Source organism: Thiohalocapsa marina (assembly GCF_008632335.1).
In the GTDB taxonomy this organism is placed as follows: Bacteria; Pseudomonadota; Gammaproteobacteria; order Chromatiales; family Chromatiaceae; genus Thiohalocapsa; species Thiohalocapsa marina.
Genome location: NZ_VWXX01000016.1, coordinates 1 through 18,431 on the forward strand (window position 1 = coordinate 1; position 18,431 = coordinate 18,431).

Annotated in this window: 16 protein-coding genes; 12 read left to right on the plus strand and 4 right to left on the minus strand. The window is 68.8% G+C overall.

The window, feature by feature from the left end:
* Positions 1–547: 547 nt before the first annotated feature.
* The 5 genes from smc (at position 548) to F2Q65_RS11165 (ending at position 8,531) form a co-directional block, all read left to right on the plus strand.
* Complete coding sequence (gene smc / locus F2Q65_RS11145; RefSeq protein ID WP_150093370.1) at positions 548–4,072, plus strand: chromosome segregation protein SMC; 3,525 nt, start codon at positions 548–550, stop codon at positions 4,070–4,072.
* A 122-nt stretch (positions 4,073–4,194) separates the two neighbouring features.
* A complete protein-coding gene (locus tag F2Q65_RS11150) occupies positions 4,195–5,028 on the plus strand; it encodes a cell division protein ZipA (protein WP_150093372.1) in 834 nt (277 codons plus the stop codon).
* Positions 5,025–7,079 carry an NAD-dependent DNA ligase LigA gene (gene ligA, locus F2Q65_RS11155; RefSeq protein WP_150093374.1) on the plus strand — a complete coding sequence of 685 codons (2,055 nt, stop codon included), beginning with the start codon at positions 5,025–5,027 and terminating at the stop codon, positions 7,077–7,079. Before F2Q65_RS11150 ends, ligA begins: the two co-directional genes overlap by 4 nt.
* A 248-nt stretch (positions 7,080–7,327) precedes the next feature.
* Complete coding sequence (locus F2Q65_RS11160; RefSeq protein ID WP_150093376.1) at positions 7,328–7,621, plus strand: segregation and condensation protein A; 294 nt, start codon at positions 7,328–7,330, stop codon at positions 7,619–7,621.
* A gap of 139 nt (positions 7,622–7,760) precedes the next feature.
* Positions 7,761–8,531 (plus strand): carbonic anhydrase, encoded by a 771-nt coding sequence (locus F2Q65_RS11165; RefSeq protein WP_170265648.1) that lies wholly within the window; start codon positions 7,761–7,763, stop codon positions 8,529–8,531.
* A 215-nt stretch (positions 8,532–8,746) separates the two neighbouring features.
* On the opposite strand, the gene F2Q65_RS11170 is transcribed toward F2Q65_RS11165, so the two are convergent.
* From F2Q65_RS11170 to F2Q65_RS11180, 3 genes are all read right to left on the minus strand, one after another.
* Positions 8,747–9,613, minus strand: coding sequence for a peptidylprolyl isomerase (locus F2Q65_RS11170; protein WP_150093380.1), 867 nt, complete (start codon positions 9,611–9,613; stop codon positions 8,747–8,749).
* A 113-nt stretch (positions 9,614–9,726) separates the two neighbouring features.
* Positions 9,727–10,029, minus strand: a complete 303-nt coding sequence (locus tag F2Q65_RS11175; RefSeq protein ID WP_150093382.1) for a YciI family protein — start codon at positions 10,027–10,029, stop codon at positions 9,727–9,729.
* A gap of 24 nt (positions 10,030–10,053) precedes the next feature.
* The gene (locus F2Q65_RS11180; RefSeq protein ID WP_150093384.1) at positions 10,054–10,758 is read right to left on the minus strand and encodes a septation protein A; all 705 of its coding nucleotides are present in this window, start codon (positions 10,756–10,758) and stop codon (positions 10,054–10,056) included.
* 175 nt (positions 10,759–10,933) lie between these two features.
* Between F2Q65_RS11180 and F2Q65_RS11185 the strand changes: the two genes are divergently transcribed.
* The 7 genes from F2Q65_RS11185 (at position 10,934) to rluB (ending at position 17,197) form a co-directional block, all read left to right on the plus strand.
* A complete protein-coding gene (locus F2Q65_RS11185; RefSeq protein ID WP_150093500.1) occupies positions 10,934–11,881 on the plus strand; it encodes a PHP domain-containing protein in 948 nt (315 codons plus the stop codon).
* A gap of 129 nt (positions 11,882–12,010) precedes the next feature.
* Positions 12,011–12,634, plus strand: coding sequence for an L-threonylcarbamoyladenylate synthase (locus tag F2Q65_RS11190; protein ID WP_150093386.1), 624 nt, complete (start codon positions 12,011–12,013; stop codon positions 12,632–12,634).
* A gap of 38 nt (positions 12,635–12,672) precedes the next feature.
* Entirely contained in the window at positions 12,673–13,392 is a 720-nt protein-coding gene (locus F2Q65_RS11195) for a site-2 protease family protein (RefSeq protein ID WP_150093502.1), read from the plus strand.
* Between the two features lie 86 nt (positions 13,393–13,478).
* A complete protein-coding gene (locus F2Q65_RS11200) occupies positions 13,479–14,696 on the plus strand; it encodes a tryptophan--tRNA ligase (RefSeq protein ID WP_150093388.1) in 1,218 nt (405 codons plus the stop codon).
* Positions 14,697–14,710: 14 nt separating this feature from the next.
* The gene (locus F2Q65_RS11205) at positions 14,711–15,535 is read left to right on the plus strand and encodes a segregation and condensation protein A (RefSeq protein ID WP_150093391.1); all 825 of its coding nucleotides are present in this window, start codon (positions 14,711–14,713) and stop codon (positions 15,533–15,535) included.
* 74 nt (positions 15,536–15,609) lie between these two features.
* Positions 15,610–16,308, plus strand: coding sequence for an SMC-Scp complex subunit ScpB (gene scpB / locus F2Q65_RS11210; RefSeq protein WP_150093504.1), 699 nt, complete (start codon positions 15,610–15,612; stop codon positions 16,306–16,308).
* A gap of 16 nt (positions 16,309–16,324) precedes the next feature.
* Positions 16,325–17,197 (plus strand): 23S rRNA pseudouridine(2605) synthase RluB, encoded by an 873-nt coding sequence (rluB, locus tag F2Q65_RS11215; RefSeq protein WP_150093393.1) that lies wholly within the window; start codon positions 16,325–16,327, stop codon positions 17,195–17,197.
* Between the two features lie 40 nt (positions 17,198–17,237).
* On the opposite strand, the gene argE is transcribed toward rluB, so the two are convergent.
* Positions 17,238–18,407, minus strand: a complete 1,170-nt coding sequence (gene argE / locus F2Q65_RS11220; protein ID WP_150093395.1) for an acetylornithine deacetylase — start codon at positions 18,405–18,407, stop codon at positions 17,238–17,240.
* Between the last annotated feature and the right edge of the window lie 24 nt (positions 18,408–18,431).

Here is an 18,431-nt window from a genome sequence, read left to right on the forward strand (position 1 = left end):
GGTGGCGTGAGATGGTCGCGGCGGTTGTCGGCTGGTGGCTCTGCTCCGCGTTTTCTGCTCTGCGCGCTCTGCGACTCAGCGGTTGATCAAGCCGCGGCCAGCAGCGGCAGGGTTTTGTTGAGCGGCTGGCGGCTGGCGGCTGGCGGCTGGCGGCTGGCGGCTGGCGGCTGGCGGCTTTCGTTTTGCTGGAGACGGGCTGGCGGGCTGGGTACCGGCAGTCGGGGGACGCCGTGAATCCATCCCTGGAGGCTTCACGATCGCATCCCTGCGATCGAGACCCCCGATCGCCGGTACCCAGCCCGCCAGCCCTGCGCAACCATTGGTTGGTGGCGTGAGATGGTCGCGGCGGTTGTCGGCTGGTGGCTCTGCTCCGCGTTTTCTGCTCTGCGCGCTCTGCGACTCTGCGGTTGATCAAGCCGCGGCCGGCAGCGACAGGGTTTTGTTGAGCGGCTGGCGGCTGGCGGCTGGCGGCTGGCGGCTGGCGGCTGGCGGCTGGCGCAAGCATTTACAGGTTGTGTGGTTTCAACCCGTTCAGTATCTTTCGTCGATGCGCCTGGAAAAGATCAAGCTCGCCGGCTTCAAATCCTTCGTCGACCCTACCACCGTGCTCTTCCCGAGCAATCTGGCCGGCGTGGTCGGCCCCAACGGCTGCGGCAAGTCCAACGTCATCGACGCCGTGCGCTGGGTCATGGGCGAGAGTTCCGCGAAGATGCTGCGCGGTGAGTCCATGGCCGATGTCATCTTCAACGGCAGCACCGGGCGCAAGCCGGTGGGCATGGCCAGCATCGAGCTCACCTTCGACAACAGCGACGGCGCCGCCGGCGGCCAGTTCGCGGCCTTCAACCAGATTGCCGTCAAGCGCCAGGTCTCCCGCGATGGCCAGTCGCAGTATTTCCTGAACGGCGCGCGCTGTCGTCGGCGCGACATCCAGGACCTCTTCCTCGGCACCGGTCTGGGCCCGCGCAGCTACGCCATCATCGAGCAGGGCATGATCTCGCGCTTCATCGAGGCCAAGCCCGATGAGCTGCGGCTGTTCATCGAGGAGGCCGCGGGCATCTCCAAGTACAAGGAGCGCCGGCGCGAGACCGAAAATCGCATGCGCCACACGCGCGAGAACCTGGAGCGGCTGGACGACCTGCGCGAGGAGGTGGGCAAGCAGCTCCAGCACCTGCAGCGCCAGGCCGCCACGGCGGAGAAGTACCGCGCCCTGAAGGCCGACGAGCGGCGCCTGGAGGATCAGCTCACGGCCCTGCGCTGGCGCGATCTGGATCAGGACATCGGCGCCCGCGAGCGGGTGCTGGGCGAACTGGCGGTGTCGCTGGAGGCCCGCCGGGCGGAGCAACGGGGCATCGAGGCGGAGATCGAGGCCAATCGCGACGCCTTTGCCGATGCCTCGGACGGCTTCAACGCCGTGCAGGGGCGCTACTACGCCGTGGGCTCCGAGATCGCGCGCCTGGAGCAGGCGATCCAGTTCTCCCGCGAGACCCGCGCGCGGCAGGAGGCTGAGCTGGACCGGGTGCGGCGCGAGCTGGACGATGCCGAGGCCCTGCTCGAGCGCGATCAATTGCGCTTGACCGAGCTGGACGGCGAGCTGGAACGCGACCTGCCGTTGCTGGAGCAGGCGACGGAGGCCTTCGAGGTGGCCGGCGAGCGGCTGGCCGAGGCCGAGGACCGGCTGGACGCCTGGCAGTCCGGCTGGGACCGGGTGCAGCAGGAGATCGGCGAGCCGACGCAGCGGGCGCAACTGGAGCGCGGGCGCATCAACAACCTGGAGCAGCGCCTGACCCAGGACGCCCAGCGCGAGACGCGCCTCGCCCAGGAGCGCGAACGCCTGGACACCGCGGACCTGCAAGCGCGGGTCAGCGACCTGGAGGACCGCGCCGAAGGACTGGACGAGCAGCTGGCCGCCGCCGACGAGGCCCAGGCCGAGGCGAGCGCGGCCCTGCGGGCTCAGGATGACGAAGGCCAGGCGCTGTCGGCACGGCTGGATGCCGCCCGCACCGAGCTGCAGACCTGCCGCGGACGACAGTCGTCGCTGGAGGCCTTGCAGGACGCGGCGCTGGAGGCGGGCGACGATGCTGCCGCCGGCTGGATCGAGCGCCGCCGGCTGCAAGACGTGCCGCGGCTGCTGGACGACCTGCAGGTGGACGGCGGCTGGGAGCGGGCGGTGGAGGCGGTGCTGGACGACCGGCTCGCCGCGCTGTGCGTGTCGGAACTCGACGCCCATGCCCAGGCGCTGGATTGCGGGCCGCTGACGCTGCTGGCGCCGCTCGCTGCCCCGGTTGCCGGTCAGCTCCTGGATGCGCCCGCAGATCCGCTTCCCGAAGGTGCGCTGCTGGCCCATGTGCGCAGTCCCTGGCCCCTGGAGAGCCTGCTGGGCGGCGTCGGCGTGGTGGAGGACCTGCCCGCAGCCCTGGCGCGTCGCCCGACGCTGGCCCCCGGGCAACGGCTGGTCACCCGCGCCGGCGTGCTGGTGGGGCGCGACTGGGTACGCTCGCCGGCGGACGGCGCCGGTCGCAGCGGCAGTATCGGTCGGGCGGAGGAATTGCGCCGGCTGCAGGCCGCCGGCGATGAACTGGAGCAGGTGATCGACGACCTGTCGGCGCAGCAGGCGCAACTGGCGGAGCGCCGGCAGGGCCTGGAACAGGCCCGCGAGCAGGCGCTGCAGGCCGTCGGCCGCCTCAGTCGCGAGCGCGCCGCGCTGGACGCGGAACTGGGCGCCGGGCGTTCTCGGCTGGAGCATCTGGCGGAACGCCGCGGCACCCTGGACGCGGAGCTCGCCGAACTGGCAGAGGCCCGGGCCGAGGCCCTGGATGAGATCGAGACCGCCCGTGAACGGCTGCATCTGGCGCTGGAGGAGACCGAGTCCCTCACCGCTGCCCGTGACGCCCTGGCCACCGAGCGTGACACGCTGCGTGCCGAGGTGACCGCCGCCCGCGCGGATGAGGGCCGGCTGCGGGACGAGCGGCAGCGACTCGAGCTCGCCATCGAGACGCGCCGGGCCGCCCGCGAGGCGCTCACATCCGCCGTGCAGCGTGCCCAGGCCCAGATGGCCACCCTCGGCGAACGGCGCGCCGCGCTGACCGACGGGCTGGAGCAGGAGGCGCAGCCCATGGCCGACCTGCACGAGCAACTGGAGGAGCAACTGGAACAGCGCCTGCAGGTGGAGACCGAGCTGACCGCGGCGCGCAACCGCATGGAAGACCTGGATCGGCGCGTGCGCGACGGCGAGCAACAGCGCCAGCGCCTGGAACAGCAGGTGGCGCAGGCGCAAGGCACACTGGACGGCGAGCGTCTGCAGCACCAGGAACTGCTGGTGCGTCGGCGCACGCTGGAGGAGCAACTGGCCGCGCGCGAGGCGCTGCCGGCGGATCTGCTATCGGCGCTGGGCGAGGCGGCCACGGCGGATGCCTGGGAGGCGGAACTGGAGCAGGTGCGGGCCCGAATCCAGCGCCTGGGCAACATCAATCTGGCGGCCATCGACGAGTTCAACGAACAGTCCGAGCGCATGCGCTACCTGGACCAGCAGCATGCGGACATCAGCACCTCGCTGGAGACCCTGGAGACCGCCATCCGCAAGATCGACCGGGAGACCCGCAGCCGGTTCAAGGAGACCTTCGATCGCGTCAACCACGGCCTCCAGCAATTGTTTCCGCGGGTGTTCGGCGGCGGGCACGCCTATCTGGAACTCACCGGCGACGACCTGCTGGAGACGGGCGTGGCCATCATGGCGCGGCCGCCGGGCAAGCGGAATTCCAGCATCCACCTGCTTTCCGGCGGCGAAAAGGCCCTGACCGCGGTGGCCCTGGTGTTCGCCATCTTCCAGCTCAATCCGGCGCCGTTCTGCATGCTGGACGAGGTGGATGCCCCGCTGGACGACGCCAATGTCAGCCGATTCTGCGAGCTGGTGCGCTCCATGTCCGATCAGGTGCAGTTCATCTTCATCACCCACAACAAGGTCACCATGGAGATCGCCGACCACCTGGTCGGCGTCACCATGCACGAGCCCGGGGTGTCGCGGCTGGTGTCGGTGGATGTGGATGCGGCGGCGCAGATGGTGGCCGTCTCCTGAGGCCGCGCCCTGCCACCCACCGGCGCCGGCGCTGGTATACTCAGGACCCAATGCTCAGTCACCGACCATGGGCCGAAACCTGATGATCGGTCGTTACACTTGAACCCGGGGGCAAGACCTGGATGGACGCCGCTCAACTGCGCCTGATCCTGATCATCGTCGGAGTCGCCTTTCTGGTGGGCCTGTTCCTGTGGGAGCGCAGGCGGGCGGCCTGGCTGGATGCCGGCGACGACGACCGGGAGGAGGACTGGGACACCGATAGCAGCGACCGTTCCATGCATGGGTCCGCCGATGCGAGCGGCCGCACCGCCGGCAACCTGCGCATGGAGCCGAACCTGGGCGTCTGGGAGAGCGAGCCGCCGGACGACACGGATCGGCCGGCGCCCCCTCCGGCGGCGTCGTTTGCATCGGCTGAAGCCACGACCGACAGCAGCCTGGCCGGCGCGGCTCCCACCACCGGCCCGATCGGTGCGGGGCCAGCGGCCGACGAGCCCGACATCGACGATTCCGACGCTGCGGCGAATGAACTGCTGATCCAGATCCATGTGGTCAACACCGGCGTGCCCTTCACCGGCGAAGACATCCTGGAGGCCGCGGCGCACTGTCGCCTGACCCTGGGTGACTGGGACATCTTCCACCGCTTTGCGTCCGAAGACGGCGACCACGAACCCCTGTTCAGCATGGCCAACCTGGTCAAGCCGGGCAGCTTCCCGGTGGAGGTGATGGAAGACTTCGAGACCCCGGGGCTGGCCCTGTTCGCGCAGTTCTCCGGCGATCCGGGTGACCTGATGGTGTTCGATGAGATGGTCCAGGCCGCGCGGCGACTGGCGGAAGAACTCGGCGGCGAACTGGAAGAACGCGGGCGCACGCCCCTGTCGGTGGAGCGGATGCGCATCCTGCGCGGCCAGGTGCTTGGTCTCATCGATCCCCAGCGCGGCGCGCGCGGCGTCGAATGACCGCGCCAGCGGACGCAAGCCGGCGCGCCGAGGCGTTGCGCCGGGAGCTCACGCATCACAACTACCGTTACTATGTGCTCGACGATCCGGAGATTCCGGATGCCGAGTACGACCGGCTGTTTCGGGAACTGCAGGCCCTGGAGCAGGCCCATCCCGAACTGCGCACTCCGGATTCTCCGACCCAGCGCGTGGGTGCTGAGCCCCTGTCCGCCTTTGCCGAGGTGGCGCACCGGCGGCCCATGCTGTCGCTTGCCAATGCCCTGAACGAGGACGAGATGCGCGACTTCGACCGGCGCGTGCGCGAGTCCCTGGGGCTGGAGCAGGTGGTCTACTCCGCCGAACCCAAGCTCGACGGCCTTGCCATCAGCATGGTGTACGAACAGGGCGTCCTGGTGCAGGCCGCCACTCGCGGTGACGGCCACCGCGGCGAGGACGTCACCGCCCAGGTGCGCACCATCCGCTGTGTGCCCTTGCGCCTGCGCACCGCGGACGGCGAGGCCCCGCCGGAGTTGCTCGATGTGCGCGGCGAGGCCTTCCTGAGCCATGCCAGTTTCGAGGCGGTGAATGCCGAGGCCCGGCGCAGCGATGGCAAGGTCTTTGCCAATCCGCGCAACGCCGCCGCCGGCAGCCTGCGGCAACTGGACCCCAAGGTCACGGCGTCGCGTCGGCTGAGCCTGTTCTGCTACGGCATCGGTCTGGTCGATGCCGCGCTGGCCGAGACGGACGCCTTTGCCAGCCACACCGACAGCCTGCGGCGCCTGGCCGCCTGGGGGCTGCCGGTGTCTCCGGAGCAGCGGCGCCTGGTGGGGGTCGAGGCCTGCATCGCCTACCACCGGGACATGGGCCGGCGCCGCGACGGGCTGGACTACGACATCGACGGCGTCGTGCTCAAGGTGGATGGCCGGCAGCAGCAGGAGCGCCTGGGTTTCGTGTCCCGCGCCCCGCGCTGGGCCATCGCCTACAAGTTTCCGGCGCAGGAGGAACTCACCCGGGTGCAGGCGGTGGAGTTCCAGGTGGGCCGAACCGGTGCGGTGACGCCGGTGGCGCGGCTCGAGCCGGTCAGCGTCGGCGGTGTGACCGTGTCCAACGCCACGCTGCACAACATGGACGAGGTGGCCCGCAAGGATGTGCGCGTGGGCGATACGGTCTTTGTCCGCCGGGCCGGGGATGTCATCCCCGAGGTGGTGCGGGTGCTGCCGGAGCGACGGCCCCCGGGGGCGGCGCCGGTGCAGTTGCCGCGGCAGTGCCCGGTGTGCGGCTCGGACGTGGTGCGTGCCGAGGGCGAGGCCGTGGCCCGCTGCAGCGGAGGGCTGGTGTGCGCGGCCCAGCGGCGGGAGGCCATCAAGCATTTCGCCTCCCGTCGCGCCATGGATATCGAGGGGTTGGGCGACAAGCTGGTGGAGCAACTGGTCGAGCGCGACCTGGTGCACGATCCGTCGGATCTGTACCGGCTGGATCTAAACACCTTGGCCGACCTGGAGCGCATGGGCCGGAAATCGGCGCAGAACCTGCTGGACGCACTGCAACGCAGTCGGCACACCACCCTGGCGCGCTTCATTCATGCCCTCGGCATCCGCGAAGTGGGCGAGACCACGGCGGCGGCCCTGGCCAGTCATTTCGGCGATCTGTCCCCGCTGCTGTCTGCCAGCGAAGCGGAACTCGTCGAGGCCGGCGTGCCGGGGATCGGGCCCATCGTCGCGGCCCATCTGGCCTCGTTCTTCGCCCAGCCGCACAACCGCGCGGTCATCGAGCGTCTGCTGGACCCGGACCTGGGGGGCATCCACTGGGACAGCCCGGCGCCATCTGCGTCGGCCGATACCGAGGCACGGCCGCTGGCCGGTCAGACCGTCGTCATCACCGGCACGCTGAGCCGCCCCCGCGATCAGGTCAAGGCGCAACTCCAGGCCCTCGGTGCCAAGGTGACCGGCAGTGTCTCGAGCAAGACCGATTTCGTGGTCGCCGGCAGCGATGCCGGATCAAAACTGGACAAGGCCCAGGCCCTGGGCGTGCGCATCCTGGACGAGGACGGACTGGAGCAACTGCTCCGGTAAGCGCGTGCGGCGATGACGGGCGGCTGAGGCCCGGTTGCGGTCAGGATGCGGGAAGGCAGGTCTTGTCGGGCGACTGATCGATCGAATACGGGCACAGCTCCGGCAAGGTCGACGCCGGCACTCTGTTGCGGCGGTGCCGGGGCGGATGTCCGGTCGGATGCCGAGCCCAGGTTGAATGCCCTGCGTCGTGCCCAGATTTCGGACAGAATAAACGCCCGCCGCGGCTTCAACCAGGACAGGCCTATCCGATGTCAGAACTCTCCACCGAACAACAGATCCTCATCGCCATGCGCAAGACCCTGTCCGCTATCGTCCGGGATGTGACCCCGCCGCCGGGCATGAAGCACCCGCTGTCAGCAACCACCATCGAAGACGTGCGCCATTGCTTTGCGCTGATCTCCGCCCGCGAGAAGGAACTGGCCGATGCCGAGGGTCGCGGCGGTGAGCGGCCCTACTACACTGACCAGCCGCCGGCGGCCAAGGTGGTGCCGATCAGCGGCCTGCGCCGGGGCAGCAACGGATCGGAGTCCGGGGAAGGCTAGATGGCGCCAAGGCTGGTATGCTTGCAATACACGGGGGCTGCAGGTCGGGCCCAGCAAGCCAAGCCAGGCACTGCCGGGAGGCGACATGGCTGTACCGCGGTATCGAGACAGACCAACACACCGTGCTCCGGTCGCGGGGTTGGCCCTTGGTCTGGTGGTCGGGCTGCTGGCAGCACCGGCCTGGTCCCGTCCGCCGGTTGTAGATGTCGGCTCCACGGCAGCCGACTGGGGCTACGGCCCGGACAATGGCCCCGATCGCTGGGGACAGTTGTCGCCGCAATTTGCTGCCTGCAGCACCGGTGGGTCGCAGTCGCCGGTCGCCCTGCAGCAGGCGGACGCAGTCGCCGCGCCCTGTGTGCCGTTGCGTTTCCGCTATCGCAGCAGTCCGCTCTACGCCACCAACGACGGCAAGGCCCTGCGCCTGGGCTACGACCGGAGCAGTTTCCTGGTGGTGGACGGGCTCAGTTACGAGCTGGTCGAGCTGCGCTTTCATGTACCCGCCGAGCACAGCATCGATGGTGGTGTGGCCGATGGGGAACTGCAACTGATCCACGCCAACAATCGCGGCGACATCGCCGTGGTCTCGGTGCCGCTGGAAGCGGGTCGTCGGCCCAACCGCATCCTCAAGCGCATCCTGGAGCATGCCCCGACAGCCCCTGGAGAGCGTTATCACGGGCGCAACGTCGGGGTGAACCCCCTGTTTCTGCTGCCGACGCGTCGGCACTACTACACCTACGTCGGGTCGCTGACGCGCCCGCCCTGCACCGAGGGCGTGCGCTGGTATGTGATGGATACGCCGCTCGAGGTGGACGCAGCGGATTTGCGGGCCCTGGGGCAGATCGTCGGAGCCAATGCGCGACCGGTGCAGCCGCTGAACGGACGCGCCATCACTAAGGTCTGCGATCTGTAGGCAGAACGCTGATCCATTCCCATTCAGCGTTCTCGTAGCCTGTGCTTATTGCTGGCCAGGAGGTCAGCAACTGTGTGATCCCTGGGGCAATCTCCAGCGTTGCGGCCGGGAAGTTTGCGGGCGGCTAAAGGATGAAAGCCGCCAGCCGGGAGTTCGGTTTCCCTGACCGATTCTCCCGGCCGGCTGCCCGGCCGAACGCCACGATCGCATGGCGATCAGTCCTTGTCAGGCGTCGCCTCGGCGCCGTCGTTCTTCAGCACCACGACGTCCTCGTTCAGCTCTACCTTGGCCTGCTCGCGCAGCGAGGACAGCGCCTCGGTCAGCTTCTGGCGGCGGACGGCGGCCTCCAGCGTCGGTCGGGCCTCTTCGAACGACGGCGGCTCGGCGGCGCGGGTCTCTTCCAGCAGGATCACGTGCCAGCCGAATTGGGTCTGCACCGGTTGCTCGGTCCAGCTGCCTGGCTCCATGGCGCTGACCGCATCGGAGAAGGGTTTGACCATCTGACGCGCGTCGAACCAGCCGAGGTCGCCACCCTTCTCGGCGGTGGGCCCGAGGGAGTGCTCCTTGGCCAGGGACTCGAAGTCCTTGCCCTTCGACTTGTCCAGCTTGGCGATCAGGTCCTCGGCCTTGGCCTTTTCGTCCACCAGGATATGGCGCGCCTTGTATTCGGTGCGCTTGGCCTGTTCCTTGAACCGCTCGTAGGCCTCCTTCAGTTCGTCCTCGCTGGCCGGGTTCTCGTCGGCGATCTGCTGCAGGGCGGCATTCGACAGGATCATCATGCGCTGCAGCTGCAGTGCCTGTTGTACGTCGGGCTCGTCGCCGAGCTTGCGCTTCTCGCCCTCCTGGGCGGCGACGACCAGGCTCAGGAACTCGTTGAAGGCCTGCTCCTGCAGTGCCGGGTTGTTCATCTGCTCGCCCTGGGCGCGCTGGGCGAAGAAGATGCGGAACAGGTCCAGGGCGTAGGGCTGGCCGTTGATGGTGCCGATCAGGGTCTGATCGGTCTCGATGGTCTCCTGCGCGGAGGCGGGGAGGACGACCAGGGCGGCGCTGAGCATCAGCGACAGTGGCAGTGCTGTTTTCATGGGTCTTCCTGTTGTGGTGGGTTGAGTTGCTGAACGGATGTTCGGGTGCATAGGCATGGGTGCGCGCGTTCCGGTTTGCGTGCTTATTTTGCGCGCATCTCAGGCGTGCGGACTCATGCCGGGAGCACCTTCAGAAAGGGTTTGACCTCAACCGACTGATACACGCCGGCGGCACGGTAGGGGTCCGCGTCCGCCCAGGCCTGGGCGGCGTCGAGGTCGTCGAACTCGGCGACGATGAGCGAGCCGCTGAAGCCGGCCTCGCCCGGGTCGGCGGCATCGATGGCCGGCAGGGGCCCGGCGAGCACCAGTCGGCCTTCCGACTGTAGCGCCTGGAGCCGTTTCAGGTGCTCTGGACGGGCTGCCCGCCGCGCGGCCAGGCTGTCGGGATTGTCGCGGGGCATGATGGCATACAGCATGGGGTCACTTCCTTGAGATTTTCGTCAGGTGGTGGTCGGTGGGGGCTGGTCCGGCTGGCCGCCCTTGCCTGCCTCGTCGTCATTGCGGATATGCCGGGCGATGTAGAACGCCTGGGCGATGACGAACAGTGCTGTCAGCCCCATCATACCGAACAGCTTGAAGTTGACCCAGACCGCCTCGCTGGCGCTGGCGGTATCGCACAGGGTCTTCACCGCGCCGGTGTAGAGTGATGCGCACTGGGACAGGTCCACCTCCGGCGCGCCGGTGGCGGCGACCAGATCCTGTTTCGCCTGGAAGAATCCGCTCCAGAAGTACACGACATAAAGATTGACCAGGCCGGAGAAGGCGAAGAAGCCCGCCCAGGCCAGGTTCAGCCGACGCCAGATCCCCTGTGGCACATCCACCGCCTGGCTCATCATGCGCTCCACCAGGGTTCGCTCACCGATGAACTGGCTGCCCAGAAAGGCGGCACCGAACAGCCAGTTGACCAGGGTCGGTTTCCACATGACGAAGATCGGATCGCGCAGGGCCAGCGTCAGCCCGCCGAAGACGGTGAGCAGGCCCAGGGTGACCAGATGCATGCGCTCGGTGCGCTTGTGGCGCAGGCGGAACCAGGCCACCTGCGCCGCTGAGGCGGCAATGGCAACCACGGTCGCTGCATAGATGCCGTAGAGCTTGTAGGCGACGAAGAACAGGATGACGGGAAAGAAATCGATCAGGAATTTCATGCTTGCGTCCGGCGGCGGTGTTCGCCCCAGGATCCGCCGGCCTGCCTGTCGGCAATGCCGGGGGCGGGCCCGGATTCCAGTGGCCGCCGACTATACCAGCCCCGCTCGGGCCAACGCAGCAAAAAACCTACAAACCGTTTCGGCGCCGGGTCGCGGATCGGGTAGAATGCACGCCATGGTCATGTCACCAGATCTACACACGCATTCCACCGCCTCCGACGGCACGCTGCCGCCGGCGCAGCTGGTGGCGCGCGCCCATGCCGCCGGTGTCGAGATGCTGGCGCTGACGGACCACGACACCCTTGCCGGCATCGACGAGGCCGCCCGGGCCGCCGCAGAATTGGGCCTCGCACTCATCGCGGGGGTCGAGGTCTCGGTGACCTGGGGCGGGCGCACGGTGCACATCGTCGGTCTGGATGTAGACCCGGGCTGCGAGGTGCTGCGCCAGGGGCTGCGCGGGCTGTGCGACTACCGCGAGTGGCGCGCTGTCGAAATCGGGCGGCGGCTGGCCCGGGCCGGCTATGAGGGCGCCCTGGAGGGCGCGCGCGCCCATGCCGGGGGCGAGCTGGTGGGCCGCACCCACTTTGCGCGCTTTCTGGTGCAGCGCGGCGCCGCGGCGGACGTGCGCGGCGTGTTCAAGCAGTTTCTGGTCAAGGGCAAGCCAGGCCATGTGCCAGGGGAGTGGACCAGCCTCGATCAGGCCGTGGGCTGGATTCGTGCCGCCGGCGGCCATGCCGTCATCGCCCATCCCGCGCGCTACGGCTTCACCCGCAGCAAGATGCTGCGGTTCATTGGCGAGTTCCGCGAGTGTGGCGGGCGCGGCATCGAGGTGGTCTCCGGCAGCCACAGCCGCGACGACGCCTTTGTCTTCGCCCGGCATGCTGCCGAAAGCCGGCTGCTGGCCTCCGCCGGCTCCGACTACCACGGCCCGGACAACGCCTGGCTGGAGCTCGGGCGACTGCCGCCGTTGCCCGAGGGCTGCACGCCCATCTGGCAGTGGTCCCAATTCGGGCGCCAGTCCGCCATCCAGTCCGGGAGCCGAGTCGAATCTGGCGCAGAAGCTGGTGCCGACACTGGCATCTGCCGGCAGGCGTGGTCCGCAGCGACCCGCAACGCAGCATGAGCGGGCATCCCATGGCTCCTGGCGCACCTCTGGAATGTCTGCGGCGTCCGCAATGCCCGCTGTGTCCGCATCCTCTGCTGAACTGCGCGGGTAGCGTCCGCGTCGGGCCACGCTAGGCCCCGCCCACACATGGCCGACTTTCTAGAGATCCATCCCGACAACCCGCAGCCGCGGCTTATCGCCCGTGCCGCGGCGGTCTTTCGTGCCGGTGGCGTCGTGGTCTACCCCACCGATTCCAGCTACGCCCTCGGTTGCCAGATCGGAGAGAAGTCTGCGCTGGATCGCATCCGCATGATCCGCCGCCTGGACGACAAGCACAACTTCACCCTGGTGTGTCGTGACCTGTCAGAGATCGCCACCTATGCGCGCATCGACAACAGTGCCTACCGCCAGTTGCGCTCGCTGACACCCGGGCCCTACACCTTCATCTACGAGGCCACCAAGCAGGTGCCGCGCCGGCTGCTGCACCCCAAGCGCCGCGCCATCGGCATCCGCGTGCCGGACACGCCGATCATCCGCGACCTGCTGGCCGAACTCGACCAGCCCATCCTCAGCACCACGCTGATCATGCCGGGGGACGAGGTGCCGCTGGATGATCCCTACGAGATCCGCGAGTCCATCGGCCATTGCGTCGATCTGATCATCGACGGTGGCCACTGCGGGGCCGAGCCCACCACTGTGGTGGACATGACCCAGGACCCGCCGAAGGTGCTGCGTGCGGGCAAGGGCGACACAGCGGTGTTTGCGTCTTGAGGCTTTGGGTCGACTAGTTTGATGGGGCCGATTCCATGATGCATCCGCTGAGCGAGACCCTGTGGACCATCCTGATCTTCGCCGTGCCCGTGGTGCTGGCCATCACGGCCCACGAGGCGGCCCACGGCTGGGTGGCGCACCGGCGTGGCGATCCCACCGCCTGGATGCTCGGGCGGGTGACCTTCAACCCGCTCAAGCACATCGATCCGGTGGGCACCGTGCTGGTGCCCTTGCTGATCTTCCTGTCATCCAAGACCCTGGTCGGCGTGCCCTTCCTGTTCGGCTGGGCCAAGCCGGTGCCGGTGAACTGGCGCCGGTTGCGCGATCCGCGCTGGGACATGGCCCTGGTGGCCGTGGCCGGACCGGCCGCAAACCTGATCATGGCCCTGGGCTGGGGGCTGCTGATCCAGCTCATGGCGCTGCTGGTGCAGTTGACCACCGTGCCGCCCTGGCTGCTGACGACCATCGTCGAGGCCTGTGTCATCGGCATCATGATCAACCTGTTCCTGATGGCGCTGAACCTGTTTCCGCTACTGCCGCTGGATGGCGGGCGCATCCTCGCGGCGCTGTTGCCGCCCCGTCTCGCCATCAGCTTCGGCCAGCTCGAGCGCTATGGCCTGCTGATCCTGCTGGCGCTGCTGCTGCTGCCCGACGGCCAGCCGCCCGGACTGCTGGGTGCCGTGCTGCATCCGCTGGTCAGGGCGGTGCTCGGCGTGATCCCGGGGGCGGGACTGGTCCGCGACCTGTTCCCGGTCTGAGCGCGCCCGGCGAGTCTGTCTGCGACGCTGGTGGCGGCAACCGGCATCGGCCCCTGATTCAATCGAACCGCGAGAAGGAATCCACCTTGACCACTGTCCATCCGCAACACGCGCGCGTCCTGTCCGGCATGCGCCCGACCGGAAAGCTGCATCTGGGCCACTACCACGGTGTGCTGAAGAACTGGATCGAGCTGCAGCACGAGTACGAGTGCTTCTTCTTCGTCGCCGACTGGCACGCCCTGACCACCGACTACGATGACCCGTCCAATGTCCCCCAGGCGACACACGACATGGTCGTTGACTGGCTGGCCGCCGGGGTCAGCGCGGGCTCGGCGACGCTGTTCATCCAGTCGCGGGTGCCGGAACATGCGGAATTGCATCTGCTGCTGTCCATGATCACCCCGCTGGGCTGGCTGGAGCGGGTGCCGAGCTTCAAGGACCAGCAGGAGAAGCTCAAGGAAAAGGACCTGGCCACCTACGGCTTTCTCGGCTACCCGCTGCTGCAGAGCGCCGACATCCTGATCTACAAGGCCGGTCAGGTACCGGTGGGCGAGGACCAGGTGGCCCATGTGGAACTGACCCGCGAGGTGGCGCGCCGCTTCAATCACATCTACGGCCGCGAGCCCGACTTCGAGGACAAGGCCGAGCAGGCCAAGCGCAAGATGGGCAAGAAGAACGCCAAGATGTACGACAAGCTGCGGCGCAGCTACCAGGAACAGGGCGACCAGGAGGCGCTGCAGGTGGCCCGGGCGTTGCTGGAGGCCCAGGGCAACATCACCCTGGGCGATCGGGAGCGGCTGTTCGGCTACCTCGAGGGCAGCGGTCGGGTGATCCTGCCCGAGCCCCAGCCGCTGCTGACCCGGGCGGCGAAGATGCCCGGCCTGGATGGACAGAAGATGTCCAAGTCCTACGGCAACACCATCTCCCTGCGGGACGACCCGGCGGAAGTGGAGCAGAAACTGCGCACCATGCCCACGGATCCGGCACGCGTGCGCCGCACCGACCCCGGCAACCCGGCCATCTGTCCGGTGTGGCAGTTCCACGAGGTCTATTCCGACGATGGCGTGAAGGAGTGGGTGCAGCAGGGCTGCCGGTCCGCCGGCATCGGCTGCCTGGAGTGCAAGCAGCCGGTGGTGGATGCGGTGCGTGCTGAACTGGCGCCCATCCAGGCCCGCGCGCGCGAGCTCGACGCGCAGCCCGAGGTGGTGCGTTCGGCCATCAACGAGGGCTGCGAACGCGCCCGCGATGTCGCCCGTGAGACCATGGATGAAGTGCGTCACGCCATGTCCTTGCTGCAGGGGTGAGCCAGGCCCCGCCGATGCCGGACGCGGCCGGGCCGGGCGAACAGGCGCCGCCGCGGCAGCAGGAGATGCCCTTTGCCGTGGTGCAGGGGGCCCCGCTCCTGACGCTGCCGCAGGATCTGTATATCCCGCCGGATGCCCTGGAGGTCTTTCTCGACGCCTTCGAGGGGCCGCTGGACCTGCTGCTCTACCTGATCCGGCGGCAGAACCTGGACATCCTCGACATCCCCATCGCCCAGATCACCGCCCAGTACATGGAGTACGTGGAGCTGATGAAGGAGCTGAAGCTGGAACTGGCCGCGGAGTACCTGGTGATGGCCGCGATGCTCTGCGAGATCAAGTCGCGCATGTTGTTGCCGCGCCCACCGAGCGACGAGGAAGAAGGCGCGGATCCGCGGGCGGAGCTGGTGCGCCGGCTGCAGGAGTACGAGCGCTTCAAGCAGGCGGCGCAGAACCTGGATGCGCTGCCGCGGCTGGAGCGGGACTGCTTTCCTACCCGGGCAGAGGTGCCGGCGGGGCATGTGCCCCGGGTGCCGCCGACAGTGGAGCTCGGTGAGGTGCTGCTGGCCCTGCGTGATGTGCTCAAGCGGGCGGATCTGTTCACCAGCCACCGGGTGGAGCGGGAGTCGCTGTCGCTGCGCGAGCGCATGTCCCAGGTGCTGGAGCGGGTGCGGGGCGGCGGCTTCGTGCCCTTCGTCCGCCTGTTCGACATCAGCGAAGGGCGCCCCGGCGTGGTGGTCAGCTTTCTTGCCGTGCTCGAGCTGGTGAAGGCCGCCAGCCTCGAGCTGGTGCAGACCGAGCCCTTTGCGCCCATCCATGTGCGCCTGCGGGAGGCCGCGTGAGCGCCGACGATCCACAGCCGTCGCAGGCGTCCCGGACCCCGAAGCAGCCCCGGCCGATCGAGCAGGTCCTGTCGGTGCTGTCAGCGTCGGTCAAGCAGGTGGTGGAGGGGGCGCTGATGGCGGCCGGTGGCCCGCTGACCCTGGATCAGCTCCTTGGCCTGTACCCCGAGGATCAGCGACCCGCCCGGGCCGACATCGAGGCCGCCGTGGCCGCGCTGACGGACGACTATGCCGGCCGCGGCATCGAGCTGGTGCAGGTGGCCGGTGGCTGGCGCATCCAGGTGCGGCCGTCGGTGGCGCCCTGGGTCGCGCGCTTGTGGGAAGAGAAACCGGCCCGCTATTCCCGCGCCCTGCTCGAGACCCTGGCGCTGATCGCCTACCGCCAGCCCATCACCCGGGGCGAGATCGAGGACATCCGCGGCGTGAGCGTGAGCACGCAGATCGTCAAGACCCTGACCGAGCGCGACTGGGTGCGCGTGGTCGGCCACCGCGACGTACCCGGACGGCCCGCCCTGTACGCCACCACCCGGCGCTTTCTGGACTATTTCGGGCTGCGGTCCCTGAACGACCTGCCGCCGCTGGCGGAGATTCGCGATCCCGCATTCTTCGGCGAGCAACTGGACCTGAACGGCGACACGCCGGACGGGGTTCAGGTCGCGCCGGCGCCTGAATTGCAAACGGTACCGGAAACAGCACCGGAATCCGAATCGGAACCGGCTCCGGAAAAGGCACCGGAATCGCCGGCGACCGTCCCCCCACCGGCAGCGCACTGAGCGGGAGCAAAGCGCAATGAGCACCAGACAGCGACCAGGCCAGCGACCGGGCCAACGACCAGGCCAACGACAGGGCCAGCGGCCATCCGCGGCCATCGGCGAGCTGGTCCGTTTGCAGAAGGTGCTGGCGGAGGCCGGCATGGGCTCCCGCCGGGAGATCGAGGCCTGGATCCGCGACGGTCGCGTGCGCGTGAACGGCCAGCTCGCCAAGCTCGGCGATCGGGTGTCGCCGTCGGATCGCATCCGGGTGGATGGCAACGAGATCAAGCGGCGCGCCGCGGGCGCCGGCCGCAGACCGCGGGTGCTGGTCTATCACAAGCCCGAGGGCGAGGTGGTGAGCCGCCGTGACCCCGAGGGCCGGCCGACCATCTTCCGCCGACTGCCGGGCATTCGCGATGGCCGCTGGATCGCCGTGGGCCGGCTCGACCTGAATACCGCCGGCCTGTTGCTGGTCACCAACCACGGCGAGCTGGCGAACCGCCTGATGCACCCGTCGCGGCGCATCGAGCGCGAATACGCCGTGCGCATCCGCGGAACGGTGTCGGATGCGGCGTTGCAGCAACTGGTCCACGGGGTCGAGCTGGAGGACGGCCCGGCGCGCTTCGAAGAGGTGGTGGAGTCGGGCGGCACCGGTACCAACCAGTGGTTTCACGTGCTGTTGTGCGAGGGTCGCAATCGCGAGGTGCGTCGGTTGTGGGAGGCGGTGGGCTGCGAGGTCAGTCGGCTGAAGCGGGTGCGTTTCGGCAACGTGATCCTTGGCGCCCGGCCCTTGCCGGGACAGTGGCGCGAACTCACCGACGAGGAACTCGCCGGGCTCATGACCCTGGTGGACCTGCCGGCGCCGCGCCGAGCTCGGCCCGCACGGCCGCCGACCCGCCCGCGGGGCTAGTCGGCCGCCGTCTGCCGAATCCCGGATCCCGACGCTTGGCTCAGGCCTCCAGGCAGAACTGCCGGATCAGGTGCCTGAGCAACTGCAGCGTGGGCTCGATGCGGTCCATGGCCAGGAATTCGTCCGGCTGGTGCGCCTGGGCGATGTCGCCGGGGCCCAGCACGATGGTCTCCATGCCCAGCCGGTTGAAGAACGGCGCCTCGGTGCCGAAGCTGACCGCCTCCGCCTTGTGCCCGGTCAAGGCCTCCGCGGCGCGCACGATGGCCGAGCCCGCCGCCGTCTCCGCAGGCGGGATGCTGGCGAACAGGGGCGCCACCTGCCAGCCGAGTCCCCGGCGTTCGGCCACGTCGGCAACGCGTCGCGACAGTTCGGTGCGCAGCTCGGCGGGATCCAGCCCCGGCAGCACGCGCAGGTCCAGGTGCAGCTCGCATTCGCCACAGATGCGGTTGGGGTTGTCGCCGCCGTGGATGTGACCGAGGTTGATGGTCGGGTAGGGCACCGAAAACGCCGGGTTTTCATGGCGCCGTTGCAGTTCGCCCCGCCAGGCCAGCACACTGCTGAGCACGTCGTGCATGCCCTCCAGGGCGCTGTTGCCCAGCCGCGGATCGCTGGCATGGCCGCTCTGACCGGTGAGTTTCACCGCCTCGCCCATCACGCCCTTGTGCATGCGCACCGGACGCAGATTGGTGGGTTCGCCGATGACCGCGTAGCGTCCCAGCGGTCGGCCGGCCTCCACCAGCGCGCGGGCGCCATGCATGGCGGACTCCTCGTCGGCGGTGGCCAGGATGATCAGCGGCTGCCGCAGGTCCTGCGCCGACAGCCCGCGGGCGGCCTCGATGGCCAGCGCCAGAAAGGATTTCATGTCCGAGGTGCCCAGGCCGTACAGGCGCCCGCCGTCCTCGCTGAGCTTCAGCGGGTCGTGCTGCCACAGGTGTCCGTCGAAGGGCACGGTGTCCGTATGGCCCGACAGCACCAGCCCGCCGGGGCCGCTGCCCAGGGTCGCGATCAGGTTCGCCTTGCCGGCGTGGCCGGGGATATCCAGCAGTTCCACCCGGAAGCCGGCATCCCGCAGCCAGTTCGCCAGCAGCCCCAGCAACGGCAGGTTGCTCTGGTCGCGGTCCGGGGTGACGCTGCTGACCGAGGGCGTCGCGATCAGCCCCTGCAGCATGGTCATCAGGGACGGGGCCTCGGTGGCGGGACTATGGGTCATGACGGCACTCCAGCGCGTGCGGCG